The 25,770-nt window shown below is 48.3% G+C and carries 26 protein-coding genes and 1 other annotated feature; of the genes, 15 read left to right on the plus strand and 11 right to left on the minus strand.

Going from position 1 to position 25,770, the window contains the following annotated elements:
• Positions 1–8: 8 nt before the first annotated feature.
• Complete coding sequence (locus CPY98_RS09740) at positions 9–881, minus strand: fructosamine kinase family protein (protein ID WP_096387499.1); 873 nt, start codon at positions 879–881, stop codon at positions 9–11.
• A gap of 291 nt (positions 882–1,172) precedes the next feature.
• Complete coding sequence (gene ghoS / locus CPY98_RS09745; RefSeq protein WP_025801248.1) at positions 1,173–1,493, minus strand: type V toxin-antitoxin system endoribonuclease antitoxin GhoS; 321 nt, start codon at positions 1,491–1,493, stop codon at positions 1,173–1,175.
• Between the two features lie 169 nt (positions 1,494–1,662).
• Here ghoS and CPY98_RS09750 point away from each other — a divergent pair, with 169 nt between their 5' ends.
• From CPY98_RS09750 to CPY98_RS09765, 3 genes are all read left to right on the plus strand, one after another.
• Positions 1,663–2,313: a transglycosylase SLT domain-containing protein gene (locus CPY98_RS09750; protein WP_038502187.1), complete on the plus strand. Its 651-nt coding sequence runs from the start codon at positions 1,663–1,665 to the stop codon at positions 2,311–2,313.
• 631 nt (positions 2,314–2,944) lie between these two features.
• Positions 2,945–4,228, plus strand: a complete 1,284-nt coding sequence (locus CPY98_RS09760; protein ID WP_043493121.1) for a serine/threonine protein kinase — start codon at positions 2,945–2,947, stop codon at positions 4,226–4,228.
• Between the two features lie 183 nt (positions 4,229–4,411).
• Positions 4,412–5,551 (plus strand): ABC transporter substrate-binding protein, encoded by a 1,140-nt coding sequence (locus CPY98_RS09765; protein WP_096387501.1) that lies wholly within the window; start codon positions 4,412–4,414, stop codon positions 5,549–5,551.
• 56 nt (positions 5,552–5,607) lie between these two features.
• On the opposite strand, the gene CPY98_RS09770 is transcribed toward CPY98_RS09765, so the two are convergent.
• Genes CPY98_RS09770 through CPY98_RS09790 form a run of 5 tightly spaced genes read right to left on the minus strand, consistent with a single transcriptional unit; the run spans position 5,608 to position 10,427 of the window.
• The gene (locus CPY98_RS09770; protein WP_096387503.1) at positions 5,608–6,198 is read right to left on the minus strand and encodes an ATP-binding cassette domain-containing protein; all 591 of its coding nucleotides are present in this window, start codon (positions 6,196–6,198) and stop codon (positions 5,608–5,610) included.
• Positions 6,198–7,016, minus strand: coding sequence for an ATP-binding cassette domain-containing protein (locus CPY98_RS09775; protein WP_096387505.1), 819 nt, complete (start codon positions 7,014–7,016; stop codon positions 6,198–6,200). The genes CPY98_RS09770 and CPY98_RS09775 overlap by 1 nt, the downstream gene beginning before the upstream one ends.
• Positions 7,016–7,822 carry an ABC transporter permease gene (locus CPY98_RS09780; protein ID WP_025801254.1) on the minus strand — a complete coding sequence of 269 codons (807 nt, stop codon included), beginning with the start codon at positions 7,820–7,822 and terminating at the stop codon, positions 7,016–7,018. Before CPY98_RS09780 ends, CPY98_RS09775 begins: the two co-directional genes overlap by 1 nt.
• Complete coding sequence (locus CPY98_RS09785; RefSeq protein WP_096388741.1) at positions 7,822–8,811, minus strand: ABC transporter permease; 990 nt, start codon at positions 8,809–8,811, stop codon at positions 7,822–7,824. The genes CPY98_RS09780 and CPY98_RS09785 overlap by 1 nt, the downstream gene beginning before the upstream one ends.
• Positions 8,812–8,831: 20 nt before the next feature.
• On the minus strand, positions 8,832–10,427 hold the full coding sequence (locus CPY98_RS09790) for an ABC transporter substrate-binding protein (protein ID WP_231899456.1): 1,596 nt from the start codon (positions 10,425–10,427) through the stop codon (positions 8,832–8,834).
• Positions 10,428–10,721: 294 nt separating this feature from the next.
• Between CPY98_RS09790 and CPY98_RS09795 the strand changes: the two genes are divergently transcribed.
• Complete coding sequence (locus CPY98_RS09795; RefSeq protein ID WP_025801257.1) at positions 10,722–11,111, plus strand: DUF805 domain-containing protein; 390 nt, start codon at positions 10,722–10,724, stop codon at positions 11,109–11,111.
• A gap of 219 nt (positions 11,112–11,330) precedes the next feature.
• Positions 11,331–13,244 carry a peptidoglycan DD-transpeptidase MrdA gene (gene mrdA, locus CPY98_RS09800; protein WP_043493124.1) on the plus strand — a complete coding sequence of 638 codons (1,914 nt, stop codon included), beginning with the start codon at positions 11,331–11,333 and terminating at the stop codon, positions 13,242–13,244.
• A 106-nt stretch (positions 13,245–13,350) separates the two neighbouring features.
• On the opposite strand, the gene CPY98_RS09805 is transcribed toward mrdA, so the two are convergent.
• Positions 13,351–13,599 (minus strand): DUF1480 family protein, encoded by a 249-nt coding sequence (locus CPY98_RS09805; protein WP_025801259.1) that lies wholly within the window; start codon positions 13,597–13,599, stop codon positions 13,351–13,353.
• Positions 13,600–13,913: 314 nt separating this feature from the next.
• On the opposite strand from CPY98_RS09805, the gene CPY98_RS09810 reads away from it, so the two are divergent.
• Positions 13,914–14,972, plus strand: coding sequence for a methyl-accepting chemotaxis protein (locus CPY98_RS09810; protein ID WP_096387507.1), 1,059 nt, complete (start codon positions 13,914–13,916; stop codon positions 14,970–14,972).
• Here CPY98_RS09810 and CPY98_RS09815 read toward each other — a convergent pair.
• From CPY98_RS09815 to ompC, 3 genes are all read right to left on the minus strand, one after another.
• The gene (locus CPY98_RS09815; protein ID WP_025801261.1) at positions 14,969–15,172 is read right to left on the minus strand and encodes a DUF1482 family protein; all 204 of its coding nucleotides are present in this window, start codon (positions 15,170–15,172) and stop codon (positions 14,969–14,971) included. The genes CPY98_RS09810 and CPY98_RS09815 overlap by 4 nt on opposite strands.
• A 186-nt stretch (positions 15,173–15,358) precedes the next feature.
• Positions 15,359–15,544 (minus strand): GhoT/OrtT family toxin, encoded by a 186-nt coding sequence (locus CPY98_RS09820; protein WP_071842625.1) that lies wholly within the window; start codon positions 15,542–15,544, stop codon positions 15,359–15,361.
• A gap of 523 nt (positions 15,545–16,067) precedes the next feature.
• Positions 16,068–17,216, minus strand: a complete 1,149-nt coding sequence (ompC, locus tag CPY98_RS09825; RefSeq protein ID WP_025801263.1) for a porin OmpC — start codon at positions 17,214–17,216, stop codon at positions 16,068–16,070.
• A gap of 941 nt (positions 17,217–18,157) precedes the next feature.
• Between ompC and thrS the strand changes: the two genes are divergently transcribed.
• From thrS to dsrB, 9 genes are all read left to right on the plus strand, one after another.
• Positions 18,158–20,095: a threonine--tRNA ligase gene (thrS, locus tag CPY98_RS09830; protein WP_025801264.1), complete on the plus strand. Its 1,938-nt coding sequence runs from the start codon at positions 18,158–18,160 to the stop codon at positions 20,093–20,095.
• Positions 20,091–20,633 carry a translation initiation factor IF-3 gene (infC, locus tag CPY98_RS09835; RefSeq protein ID WP_025801265.1) on the plus strand — a complete coding sequence of 181 codons (543 nt, stop codon included), beginning with the start codon at positions 20,091–20,093 and terminating at the stop codon, positions 20,631–20,633. Before thrS ends, infC begins: the two co-directional genes overlap by 5 nt.
• Before the next feature lie 98 nt (positions 20,634–20,731).
• Positions 20,732–20,929, plus strand: a complete 198-nt coding sequence (gene rpmI / locus CPY98_RS09840) for a 50S ribosomal protein L35 (RefSeq protein ID WP_025801266.1) — start codon at positions 20,732–20,734, stop codon at positions 20,927–20,929.
• A gap of 42 nt (positions 20,930–20,971) precedes the next feature.
• Complete coding sequence (gene rplT, locus CPY98_RS09845; RefSeq protein ID WP_004089950.1) at positions 20,972–21,328, plus strand: 50S ribosomal protein L20; 357 nt, start codon at positions 20,972–20,974, stop codon at positions 21,326–21,328.
• Positions 21,329–21,453: 125 nt separating this feature from the next.
• Positions 21,454–21,578 (plus strand) — a sequence feature (Phe leader region).
• A complete protein-coding gene (pheM, locus tag CPY98_RS20845) occupies positions 21,459–21,503 on the plus strand; it encodes a pheST operon leader peptide PheM (protein ID WP_121626058.1) in 45 nt (14 codons plus the stop codon). (Overlaps the previous feature by 45 nt.)
• 216 nt (positions 21,579–21,794) lie before the next feature.
• A complete protein-coding gene (pheS, locus tag CPY98_RS09850) occupies positions 21,795–22,778 on the plus strand; it encodes a phenylalanine--tRNA ligase subunit alpha (RefSeq protein ID WP_025801267.1) in 984 nt (327 codons plus the stop codon).
• Between the two features lie 14 nt (positions 22,779–22,792).
• Complete coding sequence (gene pheT / locus CPY98_RS09855) at positions 22,793–25,180, plus strand: phenylalanine--tRNA ligase subunit beta (protein ID WP_096387509.1); 2,388 nt, start codon at positions 22,793–22,795, stop codon at positions 25,178–25,180.
• A gap of 4 nt (positions 25,181–25,184) precedes the next feature.
• Positions 25,185–25,481: an integration host factor subunit alpha gene (gene ihfA, locus CPY98_RS09860; protein ID WP_004089944.1), complete on the plus strand. Its 297-nt coding sequence runs from the start codon at positions 25,185–25,187 to the stop codon at positions 25,479–25,481.
• A gap of 83 nt (positions 25,482–25,564) precedes the next feature.
• Entirely contained in the window at positions 25,565–25,762 is a 198-nt protein-coding gene (dsrB, locus tag CPY98_RS09865; RefSeq protein WP_025801269.1) for a protein DsrB, read from the plus strand.
• Positions 25,763–25,770 lie beyond the last annotated feature (8 nt).

Below are 25,770 nucleotides of genomic sequence, written 5' to 3' on the forward strand. Positions count from 1 at the left end.
CAGTCGTATTAAGCCACATCCTTTTCCATCAAACGATCAATGGCCTGAATGGCGGTTTCCAAATGTGGCCCGGCAAACAGATTGCACATGTTCAGTTGATGATAGAGTTGGTAAACAGGCTGACGCTCTATAAATGTCGTCGGCAGGGGCCATACGCTTTGGTAGCCGTCATAAATCTGGGCGGGCAGCAACGAGAATAGCGGCAGCATGGCCAAATCACATTCTCGGTCGCCCCAATAGCAAGCAGGATCGAAAATCACCGGTCCTTGCGCACTGAGCCCCATATTTGCAGGCCAGAGATCGCCGTGTAGCAGTGAAGGCTGCGGCTGGTGATTGTGTAAGCGTTGCTCAACGGCGGTCACGATGCTGTCGATATCGCCGAAATGAATGCCTTTTTCCGCCGCAAGCTGTAGCTGCCAGCCGATACGTTGTTCAGAAAAGAATTTTGCCCAGCGGCGCTGCCAAGTATTTGGCTGTGGGGAAGTGGAAAGATGGTTATCGTAATCAAAACCAAACTGAGGCTGCTCGCTCCACTGGTGTAAGCGCGCCAGCTGCTGACCGAATAGATAGGCATTGTGCGCATCAAGCGGACGAACTGGCAAATACTCCAGTAGCAAAAAGCTGGCCTCACGCGTAGCGCCAACGCCATAAACCCGCGGCGTTTTTACCGTATGACTGCGTGCCAAGCACGCCAACTGATCGGCCTCAGCTTTAAAATCTTGTAGGAAGTCGGGGGTATCACATTTGATAAAAACCTGACGTTCACCGTCGCTAACACACCACGCCTGATGTACTTCGCCGCCAGGAAGTTCACGTTTTTCGCGGATGGTAAACGTTTGGTCAAAGTGTCCGGTTAATAACTGACTTACAGCTTGCCACATGGTGTACCCCCTATATACCCACCGTATTTCAAGTTGCTGAGTCAGCTTATCGAGGGTCACTCAAGTTTGCTGCCTCACCGTAACTCAAACTATTTTGGGTAGCGTTCGTGAGTAGTCTATTTCCCTATGAATCATTCATGGTCTCAAATGTTCTAGGGCATATATATAGATAGGTGAACATGGTTATGTGATGCTATTTTGACCGTAACCGTTGCGCTGATGAACGTAAAGAACAAAAAAGAGCAATCAGCCAATTTCTGTTAATTACTTGATCTAAAATAAAATGGACAGCTAATGCTGCCCTTTAGATGGATTCCTTGTTGCCCAAAGCTGGGTGAAATATTCGTCGCGTAAAACGGCTTCCACTTCGGGCTCTTGGCCTAGTGCCACTTTTCCTAACGCCTGAGCAAGACGCTCAACGTCACTTTTATCTTGCAGGCTGGTAATCGCGTAGCTATTTGGCCCCAGTTCATGGGGAATTCCGTCAGAATCAGCGACGGTAGTCGCAAATCCCTCCAACATGAGTTGGTTGTTAAGCTTGGCAGTTTCCGCAAGATCGGCCTGCGGATAACTAAAGGTCACTACATAGCAAGCAATAGCCGATTGACTCATGGAGTACCTCGATTGGTGCATTTAACTGAATAATCATAGCCTATAAATAGACGAAAAATGTGTGTAAAAGGGTGAATTGAGCAACAAATCGTAAAAATCAACTAGCCAAAGACCTTTTTTTTCTGGCAACATCCACCACGGACCAACATTCGCAGAGGATCTCGCAACGGTGAAGAAACGAATCAGTTGCATGTTGGCGGTATTGCTTTTGGCTGGGTGTGCGAAAGAGCAAACACCGCCTCAAACAGTAAAGTTAAACGTCAACAACAATGCTCGCGGTAGTTTTTTAGATGCACGAACGCCACCTGATGGAGAGTTCGGAACTTATATCCGAACGGCCTCAAACAGTTATGGCATTGATGAAACCTTAATAAAGGCCATTATTAAGGTTGAGTCAGGAGGGAATCCTCACGCAGTCAGTACATCTAATGCCATCGGGCTGATGCAGTTAAAAGCTTCAACGGCAGGTAAGGATGCTTACCGCAAGAAGGGACGAGGCGGGCAACCAACGTCACGTGAGTTAAAAGATCCTGCGGTTAATATTGATTTAGGCACCGCCTATCTGAATATCTTGCAGAATCAGCAGTTAGCCGGAATCTCAAACCCTAAGACCATGCGCTATGCGATGATTGTGTCGTACGCCAACGGAGCAGGGGCCATGTTGAGGACGTTCTCGCCAAATCGTAAAGTGGCGATCGACAAAATCAACAGTATGACACCGGAAGCGTTTTATCAGCATATCCAGAAACGACATCCGGCAGCGCAGGCTCCGCGTTATCTGTGGAAGGTGAACACCGCGTATCTCGCGATGGTGCAATAAAAGCGTTCAAGCAGTACATCAGGCCATGTCCTGACTGTGGTTAGCCCTTATAAGGCTGTAGGTTAACCACAGTCATCTCCCTCGTCGCCATTGAAACCACAGCAGCGTTGGCTGCATTCACTCGCCCAACAAATCTGCCTGGAGCAGATTTGAACGCAGTTTACTGCGGCCCGAAGGGTGAAGCCCATGGATGGGCTGAATAATCACTGACTAATGTCAGCTCATTGGGACTCACTCATTTGCCGCCTTGCTGTGATTCCAATGGCTTTGAGGGCTTTCGTATTGAAACCACAGCTGTGTTGGCTGCATTCGCTCGCCTGCATCGGGTTGTGAATAGCCGCGATTTCTGCGGTTTTTTGTGCTGTAAAATTCAACTTTTGTGACTTTTTTATCAAAATTCTTTATCCTTCTCTCCGCACTTATTCCGCAATCGTTTTGCTTTTTTGATAACTCATTGTTTTTAAACGTTCTTAGAACTAATGAGTGTCGCATGCGGAATTGAACTCTGTGCTTCCTGCGCGATATGGCCTTAGGCCAGCTCATAACAGCGATCTACAAAAGTGCAGGACACATTTGGGCAGAACAGGATGTCTGCGTTGGCCCACGTTTCACAAAGAAGGTAAGTGAATTAATGAGTATTATTTCCCCTGATGCTGGTCGGGTAGCGACAGATCGCCCGTCCAAGTGGAATAAAACAGACACAGTCTGGATGTTTGGGCTTTATGCCACGGCGGTTGGCGCGGGTACGCTATTTTTACCTATCAACGCCGGTTTGAACGGCCCGTTAGTCTTGATCTTGATGGCGATTTTGGCTTATCCGTTAACCTATTTGCCGCATCGCGCATTAAGCCGTTTTGTATTATCAGGCTCAAGCCGCGACGGTGATATTACCGACGTGGTTGAAGAACATTTCGGCATTTTGGCGGGTAAAGCCATCATGGTGCTGTATCTACTGGCCTTTTTCCCGATTGTTTTGGTGTACAGCATCTCCATTACCAATGCGCTGGATAGCTTCTTGATAAACCAGTTCCACGTTACGCCGCCGCCCAGAATCTGGTTGAGCCTTGGCGTCGTCGCGGCGCTGAGTTTGATCCTGCGCACCGGTAAAGAGACGATTGTCGCGGCAATGGGAATTTTGGTCTTCCCATTGATTGTGTTCCTGCTGGGTATTTCTCTCTATCTGATCCCGTATTGGCATGTGTCCGCATTTTTCTCCGGCCTGCAGCAGACGTCGGTGAGCGATCCTCAGCTATGGCGTTCACTGTGGCTAGCGGTTCCGGTGATGGTGTTCTCATTTAGCCATGCGCCGATCATCTCCTCGTTCTCTTCCACACAGAAGGGATTGTACGGCGAGGGTGCCGAGCGTCGCTGTGCGCGCATCATGCGCTATAGCTACATGATGATTTGCGTCAGCATTTTGTTCTTTGTCTTTAGCTGTGTGATGAGCCTTTCACATGCTGAAATGCTGGCGGCACGCGATGAAAATATTACCGTGTTGTCGAGTTTGGCGAATAAATTCTCAAATCCATTGATCGCCTATTTAGGGCCGGTGATGGCGATTTTGGCGATGTCGAAATCCTATTTGGGAACTTCGCTGGGTGTGACCGAGGGAGCTACCAGCTTGATTGACGGTGCATTCCGTACCGTGGGTAAGAAAGTGTCTTCCAGTGTCACTCACAAGATCTCTGCGGTGCTGCTGTTTGCGGTGACGTGGTTGGTGACATTCCTGAACCCAAGCGCGTTGCATATCATTGAAACCATCAGTGGGCCACTGATTGCGGTCATCCTGTTTATTCTGCCAATTTATGCCATTCATAAAGTGCCAGCGATGAAAAAATACCGCTCAATCACCAATCCCTTTGTGTTGATTATGGGCCTGATCGCATTGTCGGCGCTGGTCTACAGCCTGTTCTAATCGTACAAAAATGCTAAAAGAAAAAGCCGTGCTGTGAAGCGCGGCTTTTTTGTTTTTATCGGGTCTATTCATACTTAGAAAAGCATTTCGTTTGTAATTGCGGGCAAGATTCTTTATTTTTACGTGCAAATAAAACTTATTATCATTACCAATTGGCCGTTTTGGCCACATAAGGAGAGCTTTATGGCACGTTCTTTCAATCGATTAGCGTTGGTATGCGCGCTGGCGATATCAGCCCCCGTTATGGCAACGACTTATCCTCTGACCATTACCGATACATCCGGCCAGCGTATTACCTTACAGCATGAGCCGAAGCGTATTGTGGTACAGGATGGGCGTGACATCATGACGCTGGCGTTGCTCGATCGTGCCGATCCCTTTAGCCGCATTGTGGCGTGGAATAACTTGCTGAAAAAAAGCGATCCCGAAACCCTCGCGGTGCTGAACCAAAAGTGGCCGGGGGAGGCAGATAAAATTCCTGATATGGGCTTTAGCGATAAGGGCGAGGTGAATTTAGAAAGCGTGATTGCACGTAAACCTGACCTAATGATAGCTCAACTGCGTGCCAAGCCCGCGTTAGCCGACACCGGTGTGTTGAAACAGCTAGCGGCGCTGAACGTTCCGGTTGTTTTCGTGGATACCTTTTTACAGCCTATCGCCAATACGCCTAAAAGCATTCAGTTGTTAGGCGAAGTGCTTAACCGTGAACAGGAAGCGAAAGAGTACACCGATTTTTATCAGCAGCATTTGCAGGCGATCACCTCGATAACCGCCAAAGTTACGCCAAAACCGCGCGTTTTTGTTGAAGCGAAAGCGGGCGTAGGCGGGGCGGAAGCGTGCTGCTTTACCCATGCGCACGTTGGTTTTGGCGGTATGGTAGAGGCGATAGGCGCGGAGAATCTCGGATCTGGATTATTACCGGGCGCAACCGGTGAAATATCCATGGAGAAAGTCATCAGCCTGAAGCCGGATGTTTACGTGGTTTCCGGTGCTCGCTGGAAAAATAAAGACAGCATAGCCATTCCGTTCGGTTACGGTGTCACGCAGCAGCAGGTCGATGATCGTTTTGATAAGCTGAAAGGCCGCAACGGATTCAATCAAATAAAAGCCGTGCAGGAAAACCACCTGTATGGCTTGTACCATAACTTCTATAATCATCCTTACAACATCGTGGGATTGGATTATTTAGCCAAGTTTATTTATCCGCAGCAGTTTACCGACCTTGAGCCTGCGCAAACCTACCGTACCATCATTGCGAAATTCACGCAGATCCCACAGGCAGACGCCGTTTTTGGCGCACAGGCTCCGGTGAGTAAAAAATAGGCCATTGAGTCTAGAGCAGAGCCGCTGGAATTGGCGGCTTTGTTAACACTTCAAGACTACGCTATCACCTCAACCCGCGTACAAATCTGATCCAACAATGCCCGCTGATGGCTAAAAATAATCATGCTCAGCGGCCGTTGCTGGGATTCAACGATCAGTTGCTGCCAGATATCCCGCTGGATATGGGGATCGAGCTGCGCGGTGATTTCATCGGCGATTAACACCCGCGTGCGGGGATCTAACGCTCTTAACAGCGCGATACGCGCCAGTTCGCCGCCAGAAAGTTGGTTGGGCTTACGGGTTAACCATTCTGCCTTGACGTGGAAACGAGAAAGTTGCTCTGCGTCTGGGTTCCAAGCATCACGCAATGCCTGCCCGGTGGTGCGGTAAGGGTTGAAGGTCAGTTCAGGATGTTGAGGAACGAGCTGGACAGGGCAATAGCCTCTGAGCGGTAACGCCTCTTCGTCAAGCGTAACACTCCCTTGCTGATGAGGCTGCCAGCCAGCTAAAACACGGCCTAATGTGGTTTTCCCATAGCCGCTTGGGGCTGAAATTCCCACCCGCTCTCCGGTAGATACGTTAAGCGAAAAGTCATGCCATAGCTGGCGCTTATCTTGTTCTATGCAGAGCGCTGAAATACGAAACATCAAACGCGCCTCATTTTACCCGCGGTGAAGTTATCAGCGGCGGTGTGTGGGAATAACGGATGGTGTTCAGGCTGAGCAAGCCAGTGTTTGTGCAGCGTCGAACTGCCGAGCCCGTTTTTTAGATCGCTGACCGTGATGTCGTCGCTGACCCGTCCCTCGTTGAGGGCAACGATACGATCGGCGAAGCGAACGGCTAATGATAAATCGTGAGTCACCCATAAAACACCGGCGCCTTGCGCACTCAGATCGCGTAGCTGTTGCAGAAGCTGGCAGGCCAGCGGTTCGTCGAGCCACGCGGTGATTTCATCGGCCAAAATATAGTGAGCGCCACCCAAGGCGGCATTACAGGCCAGGACACGCTTGGCCATTCCGCCAGATAGCTGACGAGGATATTTCAGCAAAACGTCGGCTTGCAGCTGGTAATGTTTAATTTGTTGCTCGAGGGCCAGCGCACAGGTATGGCTGCCGCTTAGATGCAAACTGCGAGAGAGTTGGGTGCCGACGTTAAGCAGTGGGTTGAGTGAGCTCACCCCCTGTGGCACATAACACAGGGTGTTACCGCGTAACTTTTGACATTGCTGCGTATTCAACACGTCACCGTTTAAGCAAATATCGCCGCGTTTGCGCAGGTTCTGCGGCAATAACGCCAAGGCACTTTGCAGCAATAAACTTTTTCCTTCTCCGCTGCCGCCGACCAGCGCGACCACTTCACCACGGCGTAGCGTAAGATTAATATCGCTCAGAATAGGCGACCACTTTTTACGTCCAAGCCAGCTATAGCGAGCGCTTTCGATAGTCACGTTGTCGAAATTCAGCATCATTGATTCCTTAGCCATAGCTGTTGAATCGCACGGGCGCATTGATCAAACAGCAACACGATCAGTAGCAGAATTAGCCCCGGAAATACCGCCAGCCACCAGCAACCGTTGCTGAGAAAACGCAGGGCGTCGGAGAGCAAAATGCCCAATGAAGGCTCATGCGGCGCTAGGCCGAAGCCGAGAAAACTCAGCGCCGCGCTGTGTAACACCGCGTGAGGAAACATCAATAGCGTGCCGACAAACCATTGAGGTGCCAGAGCAGGTAAATAGTGGGCTCGCCAACAATACCACCGGCTATTTCCCAAGCGCTGGGCGAGAGTCATATAGTCGCTGGTGCGGATTCGCTGTGCTTCGGCGCGTAGAATCAATGACAGCTTCGGCCAATGGGTTAGTGCCACGGCCAAAATAACCCCATGTTTGCCGCCGCCTACGGTAAAGCAGATGAGTATTAATAACAGCAGGTGCGGTAGCGACAGCAGGGTATCGACGATCAGCCGCAACATATGATCGAGCGCGGGATGCAGCAGTGTCAGGCTGGCAACCAGCATGGCGATGATCCCGCTGCATAGCGCAGCGCCGATGCCTATTTGTAGGCTAGTTAAAGCCCCCTGAAAACAGCGCAGCCACAGATCGCGCCCCAGATTATCCGTGCCAAACCAGTGCGCGGCGCTAGGTGCCTGATAGCGAGCGAGCAGATCCAACGGAATATCCGACGAGAGCAACGAGATTCCGTACAGCGTAAGCGTGACCAGTACGAGGGCTGAAAGCACAAAGCGTAACAGCGACGGAGCGGGGTTATGCAGCATCATTGACGCTCCAAAATGCGGTTCATTCTTGCTAATAGCATTGCGGCTAACGTATTTCCGCCAAAGACCAACAGGGTGCTGAACAATACGATACCCATCAGTAAAGGAATATCTCCGCGCAGCCCTGCATCAATCGTGGCTTGTCCCAGTCCGGGGTAGGCAAAGATTTTTTCTGCCAGCAGAGAACCGCCGAGCAATTCACCTACCGAGGCAAATTGAAGACACAGCGCGGGCGTCAGCGCGTGACGAAATACCTGAATACGTAACAGCGACCAGCCGGAATCACCTTGCGCCTGAGCGTAGCGCACGAAGTCACTGTGCATAACTTCGGCGACTTTCTCGCGGGTATGTAAGGCGATCTGTCCCAAGCCCATCAGACTGAGCGCAATCATAGGTAAAATGAGGTGACGAATGCGTTCAACGATCGTTGCATCCTGTGCGCTGCTGCCCGGCTCCCAAGCACAGCACACTGGAAACCACGGCCAGTGGACGGCGAAAATAACCAGCAGTAAAAGCCCAACCCAAAAGGTGGGTAGTGACGACAATAGATAGCTGATGCGGCAAATCAGGCGGTCGGGCCAACGGTTGAGATAGCGGCCAGCGCTAAAGCCCAGCAGCATGCCTAAAAAACCCGATAACAGCCATGAACTTGCCAATAAAGCAAAAGAGGTGGCGAATCGTTCACCGATCACGTCAGCGACCGGCGCGTTATACAGCATAGAGTAGCCAAGATCGCCGTGTAGCACCTGTGAGAACCAGTGCCAAAAGCGCAGCCACAGCGGTTGGTCTAATCCCCAACGGGCGGCAATCAACGGATATTGCTGAGGTGGAACGTGCAGTAAGTCATTGCCGATATAGGCACGAATGGGATCGATAGGAGAAAAACTGAGCAGTGTGAACGTGCCCGCGGACACCAGCGTCAGCAGGCAAGCTAAACGAAATAGGGTATAAGCAGCCTGACGTACACCGCGTGAACGAGTGAGTGTCAGGCAGCGAGTAGCCAAGCGTCTTAGTGGCACGTCCACTTCCAATCTTGCAGGTTATTGAGAACAGACCAGCTACCGTGAATTTCAGGTGCCGCTTTACCTAAATCGACGCAAGGGTTTGCCAAGTAAGTATGCTGCACGTTCAGCAACCAAGCCCAAGCCGCATCGCCTTGTACGCCTGCGCCCGTTTTGCCATCCCATTCGACCTGTTGCCAGAACGGTACTGCTTTTTGCCACGTGGGTGCGTCGAGTGCCTGCTGAAGATGTTGATCAACGATCTTGTTACTGTAATAGCCCGGATTGTAGTACTCCACACCGGCCGCTTTGCTGCTGTAATGGTGATACAGCTCCATCGGATCAAGGCTTCCCCAGCCAAACAGCGTTGGGTTTGCGTGCATATTACGTTCGACGGTTTCCCAACTGCCGGACTGCAAATCCATCTTAATACCGAGCGGTTGAAGCATAGAGCGGACGGCCTGCGCCAGATCGCGGCGGGTGCTGTCACCGCTGGTATACCAAAGCGTTAATTCAGCTTTCAGACCATTTTTCACCCGCACGCCGTCACTACCCACCTTCCAGCCTGCGTCATCTAAAATTTGCTTGGCTTTGGCAATATCGCCGTCTTTAAACGCCGCGCTTTTGCTGTCCCACGGTAATCCTTGAACCGCACTGTAGGCAGGGATGGCATGGCCCTCCATCAGCTGGTCAGCGAGCAGTTGGCGGTTAATGGCGTAGTTGATGGCACGACGGATGGCGACATCGGCGGTGATGTTGTTGCCAATCGGATAGCCATTGGCATCTTTTTTCCCTGCAGGCGTAGTTGGGAATACGATACCACGGTTTTCTACGCTTGGTCGCACCCACAGCTTCAGGCCGTTTTGCCCGCTCACTGACATAGATGGCGCAATACGCACCAAGCCGAGCTGACCGCTTTGCGCTGCCGCATAGGCGCTATCTTCATCTAAAAAGACAAAAACTAATTTATTAAAATCATTTTTGTGACCGGCGTAATACGGGTTCGCTTCAACGATGAGTTGTTGACCTGGTTCAAAACTAACCAGTCGATAAGGGCCCGCGCCGATAGGCTTCTGTGCGTAGGTTTTAGCATCATATTTTTCTGCAGAAACAATGCCCAGCGAACCTAATACGTTAACGAAAGTGCTTTGCGGCGCAGAGAGCGAAATTTCTACGCGGTGTGAATCTAAGGCTTTTGCCGAAGCAAAATTACCCATATCGATTTTGCCACCACCGCGTGCGGCTTGATTGTAGGTGAAGGCGACGTCTTTGGCCGTGAGCGGCGAGCCGTCGGAGAATTTTAAGTCCGGCTTTAGCGTTAACGTCCACGTTTTGCCATCCTCGCTGTTGGTGACTTTTTCGGTCAGCAAATTATCCCAGCTAAGATCGGATTTTTGTTTCAGCAGCGGGCTGTGTAACAGCAAGTAGCTGCCGTGGCTCCAGCCAAGCAGTGGATCAAAACCTTCCGTAGGTTCTTCGCCAATAGCCAGCTTAAGCGTGTGTTGCGCGGCTGGGGCTGGCTGTGTGCCGGCGTGAGAGAGAAGTGGCAGTGCGCCAAAAATGAAGGCGAGAGCGTAGGGTAGCGCTTTGAGTTTTAGTGACATGTGGATTCCTGATCATCCCATTATTTTTTGTATGACATAAAACGCAGGGATTTATAGCAGACGCCTATCAGCACAAACATGATTTGTGTCAACTCGATCCGGCAAAGTATGCACTTTTTACTTTTTTTGCATACTTTACGCATAGCCAGATTTTTTTTGCACTCATTTAGCTTACATTTCTGGCTGAAATGTTTGTGACGAGACATAATTGATTGTTATCAATATACGGAATTATCACTTGGTGGCATGAATACAATCAGGTGAGGTTTATGGCTCTGAATAAAAGGAAGAACGATGGATTGGTATCTTAAGGTTCTGAAGAACTACTTCAATTTTCGTGACCGCGCTAGACGTAGAGAATATTGGTGGTTCGTACTGATAAACGCCATCATTACTATTCTATTGGGGTTTGTACAGGACGCATTAGGCTGGAGCAATGAGAGTGGCGAAGGCGTGCTGACCGTGGTGTATGGCCTGCTGTTAATTATTCCGTCTATTGCGGTTATGGTTCGTCGTTTGCACGACACCGACCGTAGCGGCTGGTGGGTGTTGATCGGTCTTATCCCGATCGTCGGCTGGTTTGTGTTGTTTATCTTCGCCGTCTTCGATAGCCAACCAGGCAGCAACCGTTTCGGGGCTAACCCAAAAGAGGTTGCAGCGCCGACATCGTCGATTATTAGCTAGTAGCATCATCAACGGCCTCGTTCGCAGGCCGTTTCCTCCTCTATCGCGTTCACAGACCGCTGTCTTGTCACATCTCACGAATATATTCACATTCTGAAACAATGATGATGACTCATTAGCATCACCGTGGTTTCACTCGCTTCCGATTGCGTTTAGCCTTAGCGTCCCTTTAATTATTGAGTCAATATCACAGGCCGTTTTGCGCCTGTGTACCCAGTCATGAGTCGTTTGCTAGAGCCACTTCGCGATCACAGTGCTGAAGAGACGCTGTTTATCCGCCGTTCCATTATTGCCGCGGTGATGGTTGTACTGCTATTCGGCGTATTAGTGTTTAATCTGTATCACCTTCAGGTAGAAGAGCACGAGCAGTACCAAACACGCTCGAACGCCAACGACATTAAAACCCTGCCCATTGCGCCGGTACGCGGATTGATTTATGACCGCAACGGAACGCCTCTAGTCGAAAACCAAACGCTCTATCAAATTGAACTGATCCCGGGAAAAGTCGCTAACTTAGACGAAACGATCAAAGCGCTGACGCCGATAGTGGATTTAACCCCGGATGATATTAATAACTTCCACGAGGCGATGAAGTCCTCTCGACGCTTTGCTGAAGTGCCTCTTAAAGAAGCGCTGACCGACGTTGAAGTGGCGCGTTTTTCTGTCAATGAATTTGAGTTTCCCGGCGTGTCAATTAGCAGCTATCAGCAGCGCTACTATCCTTACGGCGCTGAGCTAGCCCACGTTGTTGGCTATGTTTCAAAGATTAACGATCGCGATGCCAAACGTCTGAATGAGGCGGGTGAAGGTGAAAACTATGCGGCCGATCACGACATCGGTAAGCAGGGGATCGAACGTTATTATGAGACACAACTGCACGGCACCACGGGATCGCAGGAGGTTGAGGTTGATAGCCATGGCCGCGTGGTGCGCGAGCTAACGGAGATCCCACCACAGGCTGGAAAGAATATCTATCTGACGATAGATCTTCCTCTCCAGCAGTATATTGAGAAACTGCTGAAAGGGCAGCGTGCCGCCGTGGTGGTGATGGATCCGCGCGATGGCGGTATTTTAGCGATGGTTTCTAGCCCAAGCTATGACCCGAACCCTTTTGTGAACGGTATATCGTATAAGTCTTATCAGGCTCTGCTCGACAATCCTGATTTACCGTTGATTAACCGTGTCACTCAAGGGATTTATCCGCCCGCATCGACGGTGAAACCGTTCATGGCTACATCGGCTCTTTTCGCTGGTGTTATCACGCCGCAGACCACGTTTTTTGGTCAACCTACGTGGGTGCTTCCCGGTACCAATCGGCATTATCGCGACTGGCTGAAAACCGGTCATGGCATGCTAAACGTGACCAAGGCGATTGAAGAATCAGCGGACACGTTTTTCTATCAGGTGGCCTATGAGATGGGGATCGATCGCATTCATGAATGGCTGAGCAAATTTGGCTATGGGCAATATTCCGGCATCGATTTAATGGAACAGGCAAAAGGCGTTTTGCCCGATAGAGCCTGGAAGCAGAAAGTTCATAAAAAAGTGTGGTATCAAGGTGATACGATTTCTGTGGGCATTGGGCAAGGGTATTGGACTGCAACGCCAATTCAGATGGTTAAAGCGCTAAGCACGCTCATCAACAATGGCACAACGAAAACGCCGCATTTGATGTATTCGATGAAACAAGGAAACCACGTTGAGCGCTATCAGCAAGAAGAGCACACGCAGGTAGCCGATCCGAAATCGCCGATCTGGGATATTGTGAAAAAAGGCATGTTTGGCATGGCTAACTATCCTAATGGCACCGGCTACAAGTATTTCCACACTGCGCCTTACGAAATTGCGGCGAAGTCAGGCACGTCTCAGGTATTTGGACTGAAACAAGATCAGGTTTATAACGCTAAGATGATCCCCGTGAAGCTGCGCGATCATATTTTCTACACGGCGTTTGCGCCGTATTCAAACCCTAAGGTCGCGATTGCCGTTATTTTGGAAAATGGTGGGGGAGATGGCGTCTCGGCAGCCCCGACAACGCGTGCTATTCTCGATTATATCTTTGCTAAAACCAAACCCGTTGAGCCGCCGGTGTTGCCTACGCTGGATGCTTCACAGCTACGTGATGCGCATTGACTATTTAAGCATTAACTATTCAAAATGGACTGCATTTCCAATTTTCTTCACGTTCGTTGTTATGCCTAGACAAGGTTATCGAATGATCCTTGTCTAGGGCTTCCTATTATGCAAAACGCATGACCCAAGCGTCGCTCTGGCGATCGTAATGGTTGCGGTATAACAACGCGTTTTTGCCATCTAACAGCGCAGGAACGGTGGTTTGCTCATCCCAGCCGTCCAACTGCATGCAAAGGTCTGTATTCGACTTGCAGGGAATACTCAGTGTGTGGCTCTTCAATTGGCTATCTGGCGTTTTTGACAGTTCAGCATCTTCCACTTCAAAAATCCCGATTCGAACGAATGATTTTCCCATAACTTCTCTCCTGATTGATTCATATACGTGTGCGGGTACCAGATGGCCCGTTATTTAGCATAGAAGGGGATACACTTTTTTCCACACCGAAACGGAATTCATTTCCATTTTAATTTTTTACATTACATTAACTCTTTATTTTTACTCGCTTTATATGTCACATAAAAAATACAAAATTTTTACCAAAGCATAATAACCATAAATTTTGAGTGGCTTATGCCGATAACGCTATATGCCATGCAGAACGGCTAAGTGTTATTGAATTGCCATGCCAGGTGGCTTGGTATATCAAGGGTAAGGAGAGGGTTTAGGCAATGTATACGCAATTAAAGCGATGGTTTGGGTATAAACAGGAACGGCTCTTAACGCAGAAACCAGCAGCGTTGGCGACAGCGGCGAAATTTGTGGCAATAGACTCTCAGGAGCCCGTGCAGAAGTCATATGGCGAATTGCTATGTCATAGTTTTCTGTCGGGTATTGGCGCAATAGAAATTATTCGAGATTCGCTGCTGCACTCCAGCCAAAGCTTAATGCAAGAATTAGTGACGGTTGATGAGCTTAATCATAAGAATGAACAGGCACGCGAGGGAATGGGGCGGCTTTCTGAATTGGTGAACCTTATTGAGCAGCATTCTGGTGAGAGTATCGGCTACATTGACGAACTGATTGCTGTGCTTAAGGGGATTAATAACAATATTGATGCCATTAATAAGCTCTCGAAACAGACCAATCTGTTGGCGATCAACTCAGCCATCGAGGCCGCCCATGTTGGCGGGCGAGGGGCCGGATTCTCTGTTATTGCAAAAGAAATTAAACAACTCTCTTCGGAAATTCAGCTTCAGGCGGGAAATATAACCGCTCTGACGCAGGACATTAATCAGCATGCGAAAAGCGTGAGCGCAAGCGTTGGGGAAAATAATCAGTCCACTCATGATATTCGCCACGCGACGGAGCAGGCTTGCCAGATGTTGCAGCAGGTTATTGAGCTTTCAGCCCACATGCAGGAAATCATTCGCTTTATTGCGACCCAACAGTTTCTGAATACGGTTAAGCTCGATCACGTCATTTGGAAAGTCAAAGTGTATGAGCTGATCTTGCACCGCGATGAGGTTGCAGAAGTTAACAGCCATACAGATTGCCGCTTAGGGAAATGGTTCTATGGAGATGCGGGGCGGGAGTTTTCTCACCTTAGCAGCTTTGCGCAGCTCGAAGCACCGCACGCTGAGGTGCATCGTTCAGGGCGAGAAGCATTGGTGGCATTTAGAGCGGGCGATGATGAACGTTTAAAGATAAGTTTAGCTACTATGGAACACGCCAGCACGTTAGTCATTAAGCGTATAGATGAACTTTTGCTGCAAATCGGCCCACATTAGAACAGGCGAGGGAAGTCAGCAGCGCGGGTTGCTGGCTGCCAAAAATCGTCTAAGACATTTTCAAGCGGGATACATCCCCCACGTTGAATTCGCTGCACATTCATTTCGCGCACACATTGCTCTTCAGTATCAAAACCACCAAGGTATAAATTTTCACAGGGACCGTTGAGATAGCAGACCATCATCACGAGTGCGTACATAACAAACCTTAATTTATTCCGTGGTATTCATTTAGGCATTTTTTAATTCTACCCAACGAGTTTTTTATTTTCTCGCCTGATGGCTAATCTGAGATAAATCTTATAAAAACAGAGGTAATTTCGCTCTGAAATGATTTATCTTGCCGCTGCAATAATAAATAGCAGCATTCCAAGCCTCATCATGCGTCACATAAACGCCCAAAACAGCAACACGATGGGAAAGCTCATGGGCCACGTTAGCCCAATCAGTATCGCGGTAAAGATCCTGATTTTAAGCGAGGGGTCAGCACAGGCCTTGAAAGTGAGTAATGCGGAAATGACTGAGCCGATCAAATACACCGTTTTTATAAAGGCCCATGCTGCTGGATACATCTAATTACCTTGGTTTGTGAAGTTGGCTATTGAACTCAAAAAACAATGTGCTACGAGTGAAGACAAACGCTTCAATCGAATCATAAAAAAGGGGTGCTGAGATATCGAAAACTAACGTGAGGTAGTGTAACAAATTATGACTAGAAAAACATCGAGTTCTAAACTCATACATGAAATCGAAACTTAACAGTGCTGTTCATTTATTTATACATGTAATAGATAAAAATGAGTTTACTATAATTATCATGCAGTGAAAATGAATACCCATGCGTAATGCACCCTTAAACCTTTTAATACCTATGGGTTATTATGTTGAGGCCATGCCCATATGCTGATACTGCTTATCTCTACAACGTTTGTTTTTGCTTTAATTATATGGATGCTAGTTTTTCTTTAGCGATGAAGGTTGTGTGTTTTTAAATATTATTTCTCTCTGGTTTAGAATAAAAAAAGCCCAGCAGAACGCTGGGCTAAAGGCTGTTAATAACTAATATATTATTTTTTATTGATTATGATGCTGCGTTTAGAACTGGTAAACAATCCCTAATGCAACGGTATCATCAGTATCAATACCCGCTGAACGAGTAAAGTCGTTATCATCGATCATGTTAATTTTATAATCGACATAGGTAGACATGTTTTTATTAAAGAAGTAGGTTGCACCAATATCAATAAAGTTAACCAATTTCTGATCGCCATAATCGCGAGATGCGCCATTGCTGCCTAGGTCTTTACCTTCAACATAGTTCCAGCCAACGAAAGGTTGCAAACCGAAATCAAAGGTATAACCGGTATACATTTCTACGCCTTGCGCTTTGTTTGCGTAGCCGTAGGCTTCGTTATGGTCGTTAGAATTACCGAAACGAATGGCGTTATAGGATTGCGTATAGTTTGCTGCCGCATAATAGCCGCTGTTTTCGTATTTCACGCCCACAGTATAAGCTTCGGCTTTATCGCCATTACCCATAATATCATTATAGCGACCACCTTTACCGCCGCTATTCTGATCGTTCGTGCGGTCAGATTGGAAGTAGGCACCACCGAGGCTAAAGCCATAGCCGAGATCGTAAGAGAGTGATAAACCGTAACCATCACCATTTTGGCTTAATACATCACGGCCATCTTTGTTTTCCGTTGGGTCGTCATTTTTACCTTGATACTGAATGCCGAAGTTCAGGCCATCGACCAAGCCGAAGAAATCGCGGTTATGGTAGGTTAACACGCCGCCAGCACGTTGAAACATGAAGTTATCAGCGCCAACGGTGCTCCCATCGAACTCAGGCTGCATATCGGTCCAAGCCATAATGTCGTAAATAATCCCCGAATTACGACCATAGTCTAAAGAACCATAATCCCCGAATTTTAGGCCCGCGAAACCGAAACGGCTAAAGTTTCTATTATCTTCGCCTTCGGTATGGTTTAGGTTCGCTTGATATTCCCACATGCCATAGCCGGTCAGCATATCCGTAATTTGTGTTTCACCGCTGAAGCCGCCACGCACATAGGAATGATCGCCATCGGCATTATCATTATCTGAAATATAGTGAAGACCATCGACCTTGAAATGTAAGTCGAGTTTATTGCCATCTTTATTATAAATTTCTGCGGCATGGGCGGTTCCTGCTAATGCCATTAATGTTGGTATTACCACTGCGAGAACTTTGCGTTTCATTTTATTTTCCTTAATCTTTTTTTATTGCATTGATGCCAATTGCTTTTTTTATACTCAACAATATTCGAACATTTTAATGAACTAAATAAGCCAAGCGCTGTCGATATTGTCGGCTTTACTGAAAGAGTAAAAGCGCAAAAAATGCGAAATTAGATAAAAGTTTAAATATGATAACTCTCACTTAATTGATTTACATACGTAAAGATCTAGCTTTTGAACTATATCGTTAATGACCGTTAATATTTTTTATTGGCTTAGGCACATTTTGTTAATTTGATTCCTAGTTATAGGAATACTATTTTTAGGCCACTGCATGCCAATGCAGATTACGTAATATGTCTTAATATAGATATTCATTCTTTACATTGTTTTTATTGCCGGGGTGCCTCCCGGCGTTTTATTTCATATCCCAAGGCTAATAAATACACAATTTCTCCGGTGTTATCTCATCGTATATATTACATACCCGTGCGTTATTTTTATTTGGCAGCATAAATATGCATCCAAGTTGCTACTGGTGCGTTAGTTTTCGGCCTATATGCAACTGTGCAACAGGCTTATCGGAATTTGATGGGGCTGTACGTACACAGTTGAACGGGGCGCTATCTACGTAAATTATCATGCGGTGTGATCTGTTTGAAAAATTTGGAAATGTCTTTTCTTTAACCGTCAGTTATTTGATCTAACGTAACATTTACCGGGGAGAGAGCAGGTAAGAATCGTTGGGTAGCCGTGTTTTTGTTTAACCCATTCTCTGTGGGTGTTAATATCGGCGGTAGTGGGTGTGAGTATTCAGGGGTGCATAGCGTTTTATGTATCACGCTGCGTACAGATCTTGCAAAGTACAGCAGGATGGCGCCCATAAAACGATGATTTTAAATACAAATTGTTTTCTATATGTGGCCTGTCGTGTGGGTCACCACTGTAGATAAGGAATATAAATGCCTGTTATTACACTTCCTGACGGTAGTCAGCGCCAGTTCGACAAACCTGTATCCGTAATGGATATTGCTATGGACATCGGACCTGGCTTGGCGAAAGCCTGCATTGCGGGTCGCGTTAACGGTGAGCTGGTTGATGCTTGCGATCCGATTACACAAGACGCCAATGTTTCCATCATTACCGCAAAAGATCAGGAAGGCTTGGAAATTATCCGCCATTCTTGCGCACATCTTTTGGGTCATGCGATCAAACAACTGTGGCCGAACACTAAGATGGCCATTGGCCCTGTGATCGACAACGGTTTCTACTACGATGTAGACCTTGACCATACCCTGACGCAGGAAGATCTTGAACTGCTCGACAAGCGCATGCATGAGCTGGCAGATAAAGATTACGACGTGATTAAGAAAAAAGTGAGCTGGCAAGAAGCCCGTGACGCTTTTGAAGCACGTCAGGAACCGTATAAAGTGGCGATTCTGGATGAGAACATCAGTCGCGATGACCAGCCAGGTCTGTATCACCACGAAGAATACATCGACATGTGCCGTGGACCGCACGTGCCGAATATGCGTTTCTGCCATCATTTCAAACTGCAGAAGTCGTCTGGTGCCTACTGGCGCGGCGATAGCAATAATACCGTTTTACAGCGTATCTACGGCACCGCATGGGCAGATAAAAAGCAGTTAAATGCTTACCTGCAACGTCTGGAAGAAGCCGCAAAACGCGACCATCGTAAGATCGGCAAGCAGCTCGACCTGTACCATATGCAGGAAGAAGCGCCGGGTATGGTGTTCTGGCATAACGACGGCTGGACAATCTTCCGTGAGTTGGAAGCGTTCGTACGCGTTAAACTGAAAGAATATGATTATCAGGAAGTAAAAGGTCCGTTCATGATGGACCGCGTACTGTGGGAAAAAACAGGACACTGGGAGAACTACAAAGATGCAATGTTCACCACGTCTTCTGAAAACCGCGAGTACTGCATCAAACCGATGAACTGCCCAGGTCACGTTCAGATCTTCAACCAAGGTCTGAAATCTTATCGTGATTTACCACTGCGTATGGGTGAGTTCGGTAGCTGTCATCGTAATGAGCCTTCGGGTTCACTGCATGGCCTGATGCGCGTGCGTGGATTCACTCAGGATGATGCGCATATTTTCTGTACTGAAGAGCAGATTCGCGATGAAGTTAACAGCTGTATCAAGATGGTATACGACATGTATAGCATCTTCGGCTTTGAAAAAATCGTGGTGAAACTGTCTACTCGTCCAGAAAAACGTATTGGCAGTGATGAAATTTGGGATCGTGCGGAAGAAGACTTGGCCGAAGCGCTGAAAGAAAACGGTATTCCGTTTGAATATCAGCCGGGTGAGGGCGCTTTCTACGGACCTAAGATTGAGTTTACTCTGCATGACTGTTTGGATCGTGCATGGCAATGTGGTACTGTGCAGCTCGACTTCTCGTTACCAGGCCGTTTAAACGCGTCTTATGTGGGTGAAAACAACGAACGTTTAGTTCCGGTGATGATTCACCGTGCTATTCTTGGTTCGATGGAACGCTTCATCGGTATCCTGACTGAAGAGTATGCTGGGTTCTACCCAACTTGGCTCGCACCAGTGCAGGTTCAGGTGATGAATATCACCGACGCACAGGCTGATTATGTCGATGAATTAACCAAAAAGCTGCAAGCTGCTGGTATTCGTGCAAAATCAGACTTGAGAAACGAGAAGATAGGCTTTAAAATCCGCGAACACACTTTACGTCGTGTCCCATACATGTTGGTTTGTGGCGACAAAGAGGTCGAATCTGGCAAAGTAGCCGTTCGTACCCGCCGCGGCAAAGACCTGGGAACCATGGATGTAAATGAAGTGATCGAAAAGCTGCAAAAAGAGATTCGCAGCCGTAGTCTTCACCAATTAGAGGAATCGAGTTATTAAAGGCGGAAAAAGAGTTCAACCGGCGCGTCCTAATCGCATCAACAGAGAAATTCGCGCCCAAGAGGTTCGCTTAACAGGCGTTGATGGCGAGCAGATTGGTATTGTCAGTCTGAATGAAGCTTTGGAAAAGGCTGAGGAAGCGGGTGTTGATTTAGTAGAAATCAGCCCAAATGCCGAGCCGCCAGTTTGCCGAATCATGGATTACGGCAAATTCCTCTATGAGAAGAGTAAGGCCACCAAAGAACAGAAGAAGAAGCAAAAGATTGTTCAGGTTAAGGAAATCAAATTCCGACCTGGAACCGACGATGGCGACTACCAGGTAAAACTCCGCAGCCTGGTTCGCTTTCTGGAAGATGGCGATAAAGCCAAAATCACTCTGCGTTTCCGTGGACGTGAAATGGCGCACCAACAGATCGGTATGGAAGTGCTTAACCGCGTGAAAGAAGATCTGAGTGAACTGGCAGTAGTCGAATCCTTCCCTACGAAGATCGAAGGCCGCCAGATGATCATGGTGCTCGCACCTAAGAAGAAACAGTAAGGCTCTCAAGTAATACTGCCAGCGATGGATTTCGGTCTGTCGCTGGCGTTATTCGCCTCACTGATTCATGTAATTAACAATGCGAAGTGGAAATCGAAATGCCAAAGATTAAAACTGTGCGTGGCGCTGCCAAGCGCTTCAAAAAGACCGCCGGTGGTGGTTTTAAGCGTAAACATGCTAACCTGCGTCATATTCTGACCAAAAAATCTACTAAGCGTAAGCGTCATCTGCGTCCAAAAGGTCTGGTTTCCAAAGGGGATCTGGGCTTGGTCGTAGCGTGCTTGCCGTACGCATAAGTAAACATTTTTTGAATCAAGATTAAGACTTAAGGAGAGCATATGGCTCGCGTAAAACGTGGTGTAATTGCACGCGCACGTCACAAAAAAGTAATGAAGCAGGCGAAAGGCTACTACGGTGCCCGTTCGCGCGTCTATCGTGTTGCCTTCCAGGCAGTAATCAAAGCAGGCCAGTACGCTTACCGTGACCGTCGTCAACGTAAACGTCAGTTCCGTCAGCTGTGGATTGCACGTATTAACGCTGCTGCACGTCAGAACGGCATCTCTTACAGCCGTTTCATCAATGGTCTGAAAAAGGCTTCTGTTGAAATCGACCGTAAGATCCTGGCTGACATCGCTGTATTCGACAAAGTAGCGTTTGCTGCTCTGGTAGAAAAAGCGAAATCTGCTCTGGCGTAAGCCATCAGATGAAAGAGGGAGCTTGCTCCCTCTTTTGCTTTTTGTTGTTTGACTTGTGTTTGGCTTGACATTCAGTCCGCTAAGTTTTTCAATAGAATCAGTTTTTTCACTTATTTAAGGTAATGCAAGCATGCACGCTGCTATTTTCCGTTTCTTTTTTTACTTTAGCGCCTGAATTCAGGAGGCTTTGCGCGTAAGAAAAGAAACGAAAAATAGCGCTGAAAGCCTCCCTCGTGGAGGCTTTTTTTTTGCTTTAACATGGTTTACCGATTCAGGTTTATTCATGAGCGCACTTAAGACGATCGATACCCCCAATGATTGAAGTTGCACCAGGGCAGCTTCAGGTATGAAGGGTATATACCCTGAGTATTTGAAGTGGCGGTTTCTACAGCGGCAACTTCAAGTGCGAAGGGGAGACTCTCAACATCGACAATCGGGCCTAACAGGCTGGAAGAAGAGGAAAGCAATGCCACATCTCGCAGAGTTGGTTGCCCAAGCAAAGGCAGCCGTAGAGAATGCTCAGGATATTGCCACGCTAGATAACGTGCGTGTTGAATATTTGGGTAAGAAAGGCCATTTGACGCTGCAGATGACGTCACTGCGCGAACTGCCAGCAGAAGAGCGTCCCGCTGCGGGTGCTGTGATTAACCAGGCTAAACAGGAAGTTCAGGAAGCTCTGAATGCCCGTAAATCAGATCTGGAATCAGCTGCGCTCAATGCCCGTCTGGCCGAAGAAACCATCGATGTGTCTATGCCAGGGCGTCGCATGGAAAACGGTGGTCTCCACCCAGTGACCCGCACGATTGAACGTATTGAAACGTTCTTTGGCGAATTGGGTTTTGCCGTTGAAACTGGCCCTGAAATCGAAGATGACTATCACAACTTCGACGCCTTAAATATTCCTGCTCATCATCCAGCGCGCGCAGATCACGATACTTTCTGGTTTGATGCAAAACGCCTGCTGCGCACCCAGACTTCGGGTGTGCAGATCCGCACGATGAAAGAGCAGCAGCCGCCAATCCGCATCATTGCGCCGGGCCGTGTCTATCGTAACGACTACGATCAGACCCACACGCCAATGTTCCATCAAATGGAAGGCCTGATTGTTGATAAAGATATTAGCTTTACCAACTTGAAAGGCACGCTGCACGATTTCCTGAATAACTTCTTTGAAGAAGACTTACAGATTCGTTTCCGTCCTTCTTACTTCCCGTTCACTGAGCCTTCCGCCGAAGTTGACGTGATGGGCAAAAACGGTAAATGGCTGGAAGTTTTGGGTTGCGGTATGGTGCATCCAAACGTGCTGCGTAACGTAGGTATCGATCCAGAAGTTTACTCTGGCTTCGCATTCGGGATGGGCATGGAGCGTTTAACCATGCTGCGCTATGGCGTAACCGATCTGCGTGCATTCTTCGAAAACGATCTGCGTTTCCTCAAACAGTTTAAGTAAGGCGGGATTATCACATGAAATTCAGTGAACTCTGGTTGCGCGAGTGGGTAAATCCTGCCATTAGCAGCGAAGCATTATCAGAACAAATTACTATGGCCGGTCTGGAAGTTGACGGTGTTGAACCGGTTGCTGGCGAATTTAACGGCGTTTTCGTGGGTGAAGTGGTTGAGTGTGGCCAGCATCCAAACGCCGACAAGTTGCGTGTCACTAAAGTTAACGTGGGCGGTGAGCGTCTGTTAGACATCGTTTGCGGTGCACCAAACTGCCGTAAGGGCCTGAAAGTCGCCGTTGCGACTATTGGCGCGGTATTGCCTGGCGATTTTAAAATCAAAGCGGCGAAACTGCGCGGTGAGCCTTCAGAAGGGATGCTGTGTTCGTTCTCTGAGCTGGGTATTTCCGAAGATCACGACGGCATCATTGAATTGCCAGTAGATGCGCCTATCGGCACCGATATCCGTGAATATCTGAAGCTGAATGATAACGCGATTGAAATTAGCGTAACGCCGAACCGTGCAGATTGCTTAGGGATTATTGGCGTTGCACGTGACGTTGCGGTGCTGAATAAGCTGACTCTGAACGTGCCAGCGATGGACGCGGTTCCTGCGGCAATTCATGACACTTTCCCAATTACGGTTGAAGCGACCGACGCTTGCCCACGCTATTTGGGCCGCGTGGTGAAAGGGATCAACGTTAAAGCCGCAACGCCATTGTGGATGCGTGAAAAACTGCGTCGCTGCGGTATTCGTTCTATCGACCCCGTCGTTGACGTAACCAACTATGTTCTGTTGGAGCTGGGTCAGCCGATGCATGCGTTCGATCTTAACCGCCTCGAAGGTGGCATCGTTGTGCGTATGGCGAAAGAGGGTGAAAAGCTGACTCTGCTGGACGGCAATGAAGCCACGCTGTCGGCTGATACCTTAGTGATTGCCGATCAGCAAAAAGCGCTGGCGATGGGCGGTATCTTCGGTGGTGAACACTCTGGCGTGAACGAAGAAACACAAGACGTTCTGCTGGAATGTGCGTACTTCAACCCGCTATCTATCACCGGTCGTGCACGCCGTCAGGGCCTGCATACCGATGCTTCTCACCGCTACGAACGCGGCGTGGATCCGGCATTGCAAGCTGCGGCGATGGAACGTGCGACGCGTTTGCTGATTGATATCTGCGGTGGTCAAGCAGGTCCAGTCATTGATGTCACCAACGAAGCAACGCTGCCTAAGCGCGCCACGATCACGCTGCGCCGTGAAAAACTGGATCGCTTAATTGGCCATCACGTTGAAGACTCACAGGTTACCGATATCCTTGAACGTTTAGGTTGCAAGGTTAGCTTTGCCAATGATACTTGGCAGGCTGTCGCGCCAAGCTGGCGTTTCGATATGGAAATCGAAGAAGACTTAGTGGAAGAAGTGGCCCGTGTTTATGGCTACAACAATATTCCTAACGTGCCGGTGAAAGCTGACCTGATCATGACGTCACACCGCGAAGCGAATTTGCCGCTTAAGCGCGTGAAAACAATGTTGGTCGATCGTGGCTATCAAGAAGCGATCACCTACAGCTTTGTAGATCCTAAGGTTCAGGCGCTGTTGCACCCGGCAGAAGAAGCGCTGATTTTGCCAAGCCCAATCTCGGTAGAAATGTCAGCGATGCGCCTGTCTCTGTGGAGCGGCTTGCTGTCTGCGGTGGTCTATAACCAGAACCGTCAGCAGTCACGTGTACGTTTGTTCGAAACGGGTCTACGCTTTGTTCCTGATACTGCTGCTAATCTGGGTATCCGTCAGGATGTCATGCTGGCCGGTGTGATCGCGGGTAACCGTTACGAAGAACACTGGAATTTGGAACGTCAGGTTGTTGATTTCTACGATCTGAAAGGTGATTTAGAAGCTATTTTAGATTTGACCGGTAAATTGGATGACGTCCAATTTAAAGCAGAAACTAACCCTGCTTTACATCCGGGGCAGAGTGCGGCAATTTATTTAGCAGGCAAACGCGTTGGTTTCATTGGTGTTGTTCACCCTGATCTGGAACGTAAACTGGATCTGAATGGCCGCACCGTGGTATTCGAAATCGAGTGGGAAGCCCTTGCAGAGCGCCGTATTCCGCAGGCTCGCGAGGTTTCACGCTATCCTGCAAACCGCCGTGATATCGCCGTTGTGGTGGCTGAAAATGTCCCTGCAGAAGATATTTTGGCAGAGTGTAAGAAAGTTGGCGTAAATCAGGTAGTTGGCGTAAACTTGTTTGACGTGTACCGTGGTAAGGGTGTTGCCGAGGGTTATAAGAGCCTCGCTATCAGTCTGGTATTGCAAGATACCACCCGTACACTGGAAGAAGAGGAGATTGCCGCTACCGTCGCAAAATGTGTAGAGGCATTAAAACAGCGATTCCAAGCATCCTTGAGGGATTGAACTTATGGCGCTTACTAAAGCTGAAATGTCTGAACACCTGTTTGAGAAGCTTGGGCTTAGCAAACGGGATGCCAAAGACCTCGTAGAAATATTTTTCGAAGAGGTTCGCCGCGCTCTGGAAAATGGTGAACAGGTTAAGTTGTCCGGTTTCGGTAACTTTGATCTGCGCGACAAAAACCAGAGACCGGGACGTAACCCGAAAACCGGGGAAGATATCCCGATTACGGCGCGCCGTGTTGTTACTTTCCGTCCGGGGCAGAAGCTCAAGAGCCGGGTCGAGAACGCGACACCGAAAGAGTAATACGCAAAACAAAAAGGCCGCCTGCGGGTGGCCTTTTTCTTATCTAACGTCCATCAACCCAAATATCGCGAGACAATGCATAGATGAAAGTGAATGACCTCGTTAGTGTTAAAACCGATGGTGGCCCACGCCGAATTGGTAAAATTGTTGAAGTTGAAGAATTTAGTGAAGGGGTGATGTATTTAGTCACGCTGGATGATTATCCTAATGGCGTATGGTTTTTTAACGAAATAGATAGCCATGATGGTACATTTGTTGAGCCTTATCACGGTGATGAATAGCCAAGCTT

The sequence above is a fragment of the Hafnia sp. CBA7124 genome, assembly GCF_002355555.1.
GTDB lineage: Bacteria > Pseudomonadota > Gammaproteobacteria > Enterobacterales > Enterobacteriaceae > Hafnia > Hafnia alvei.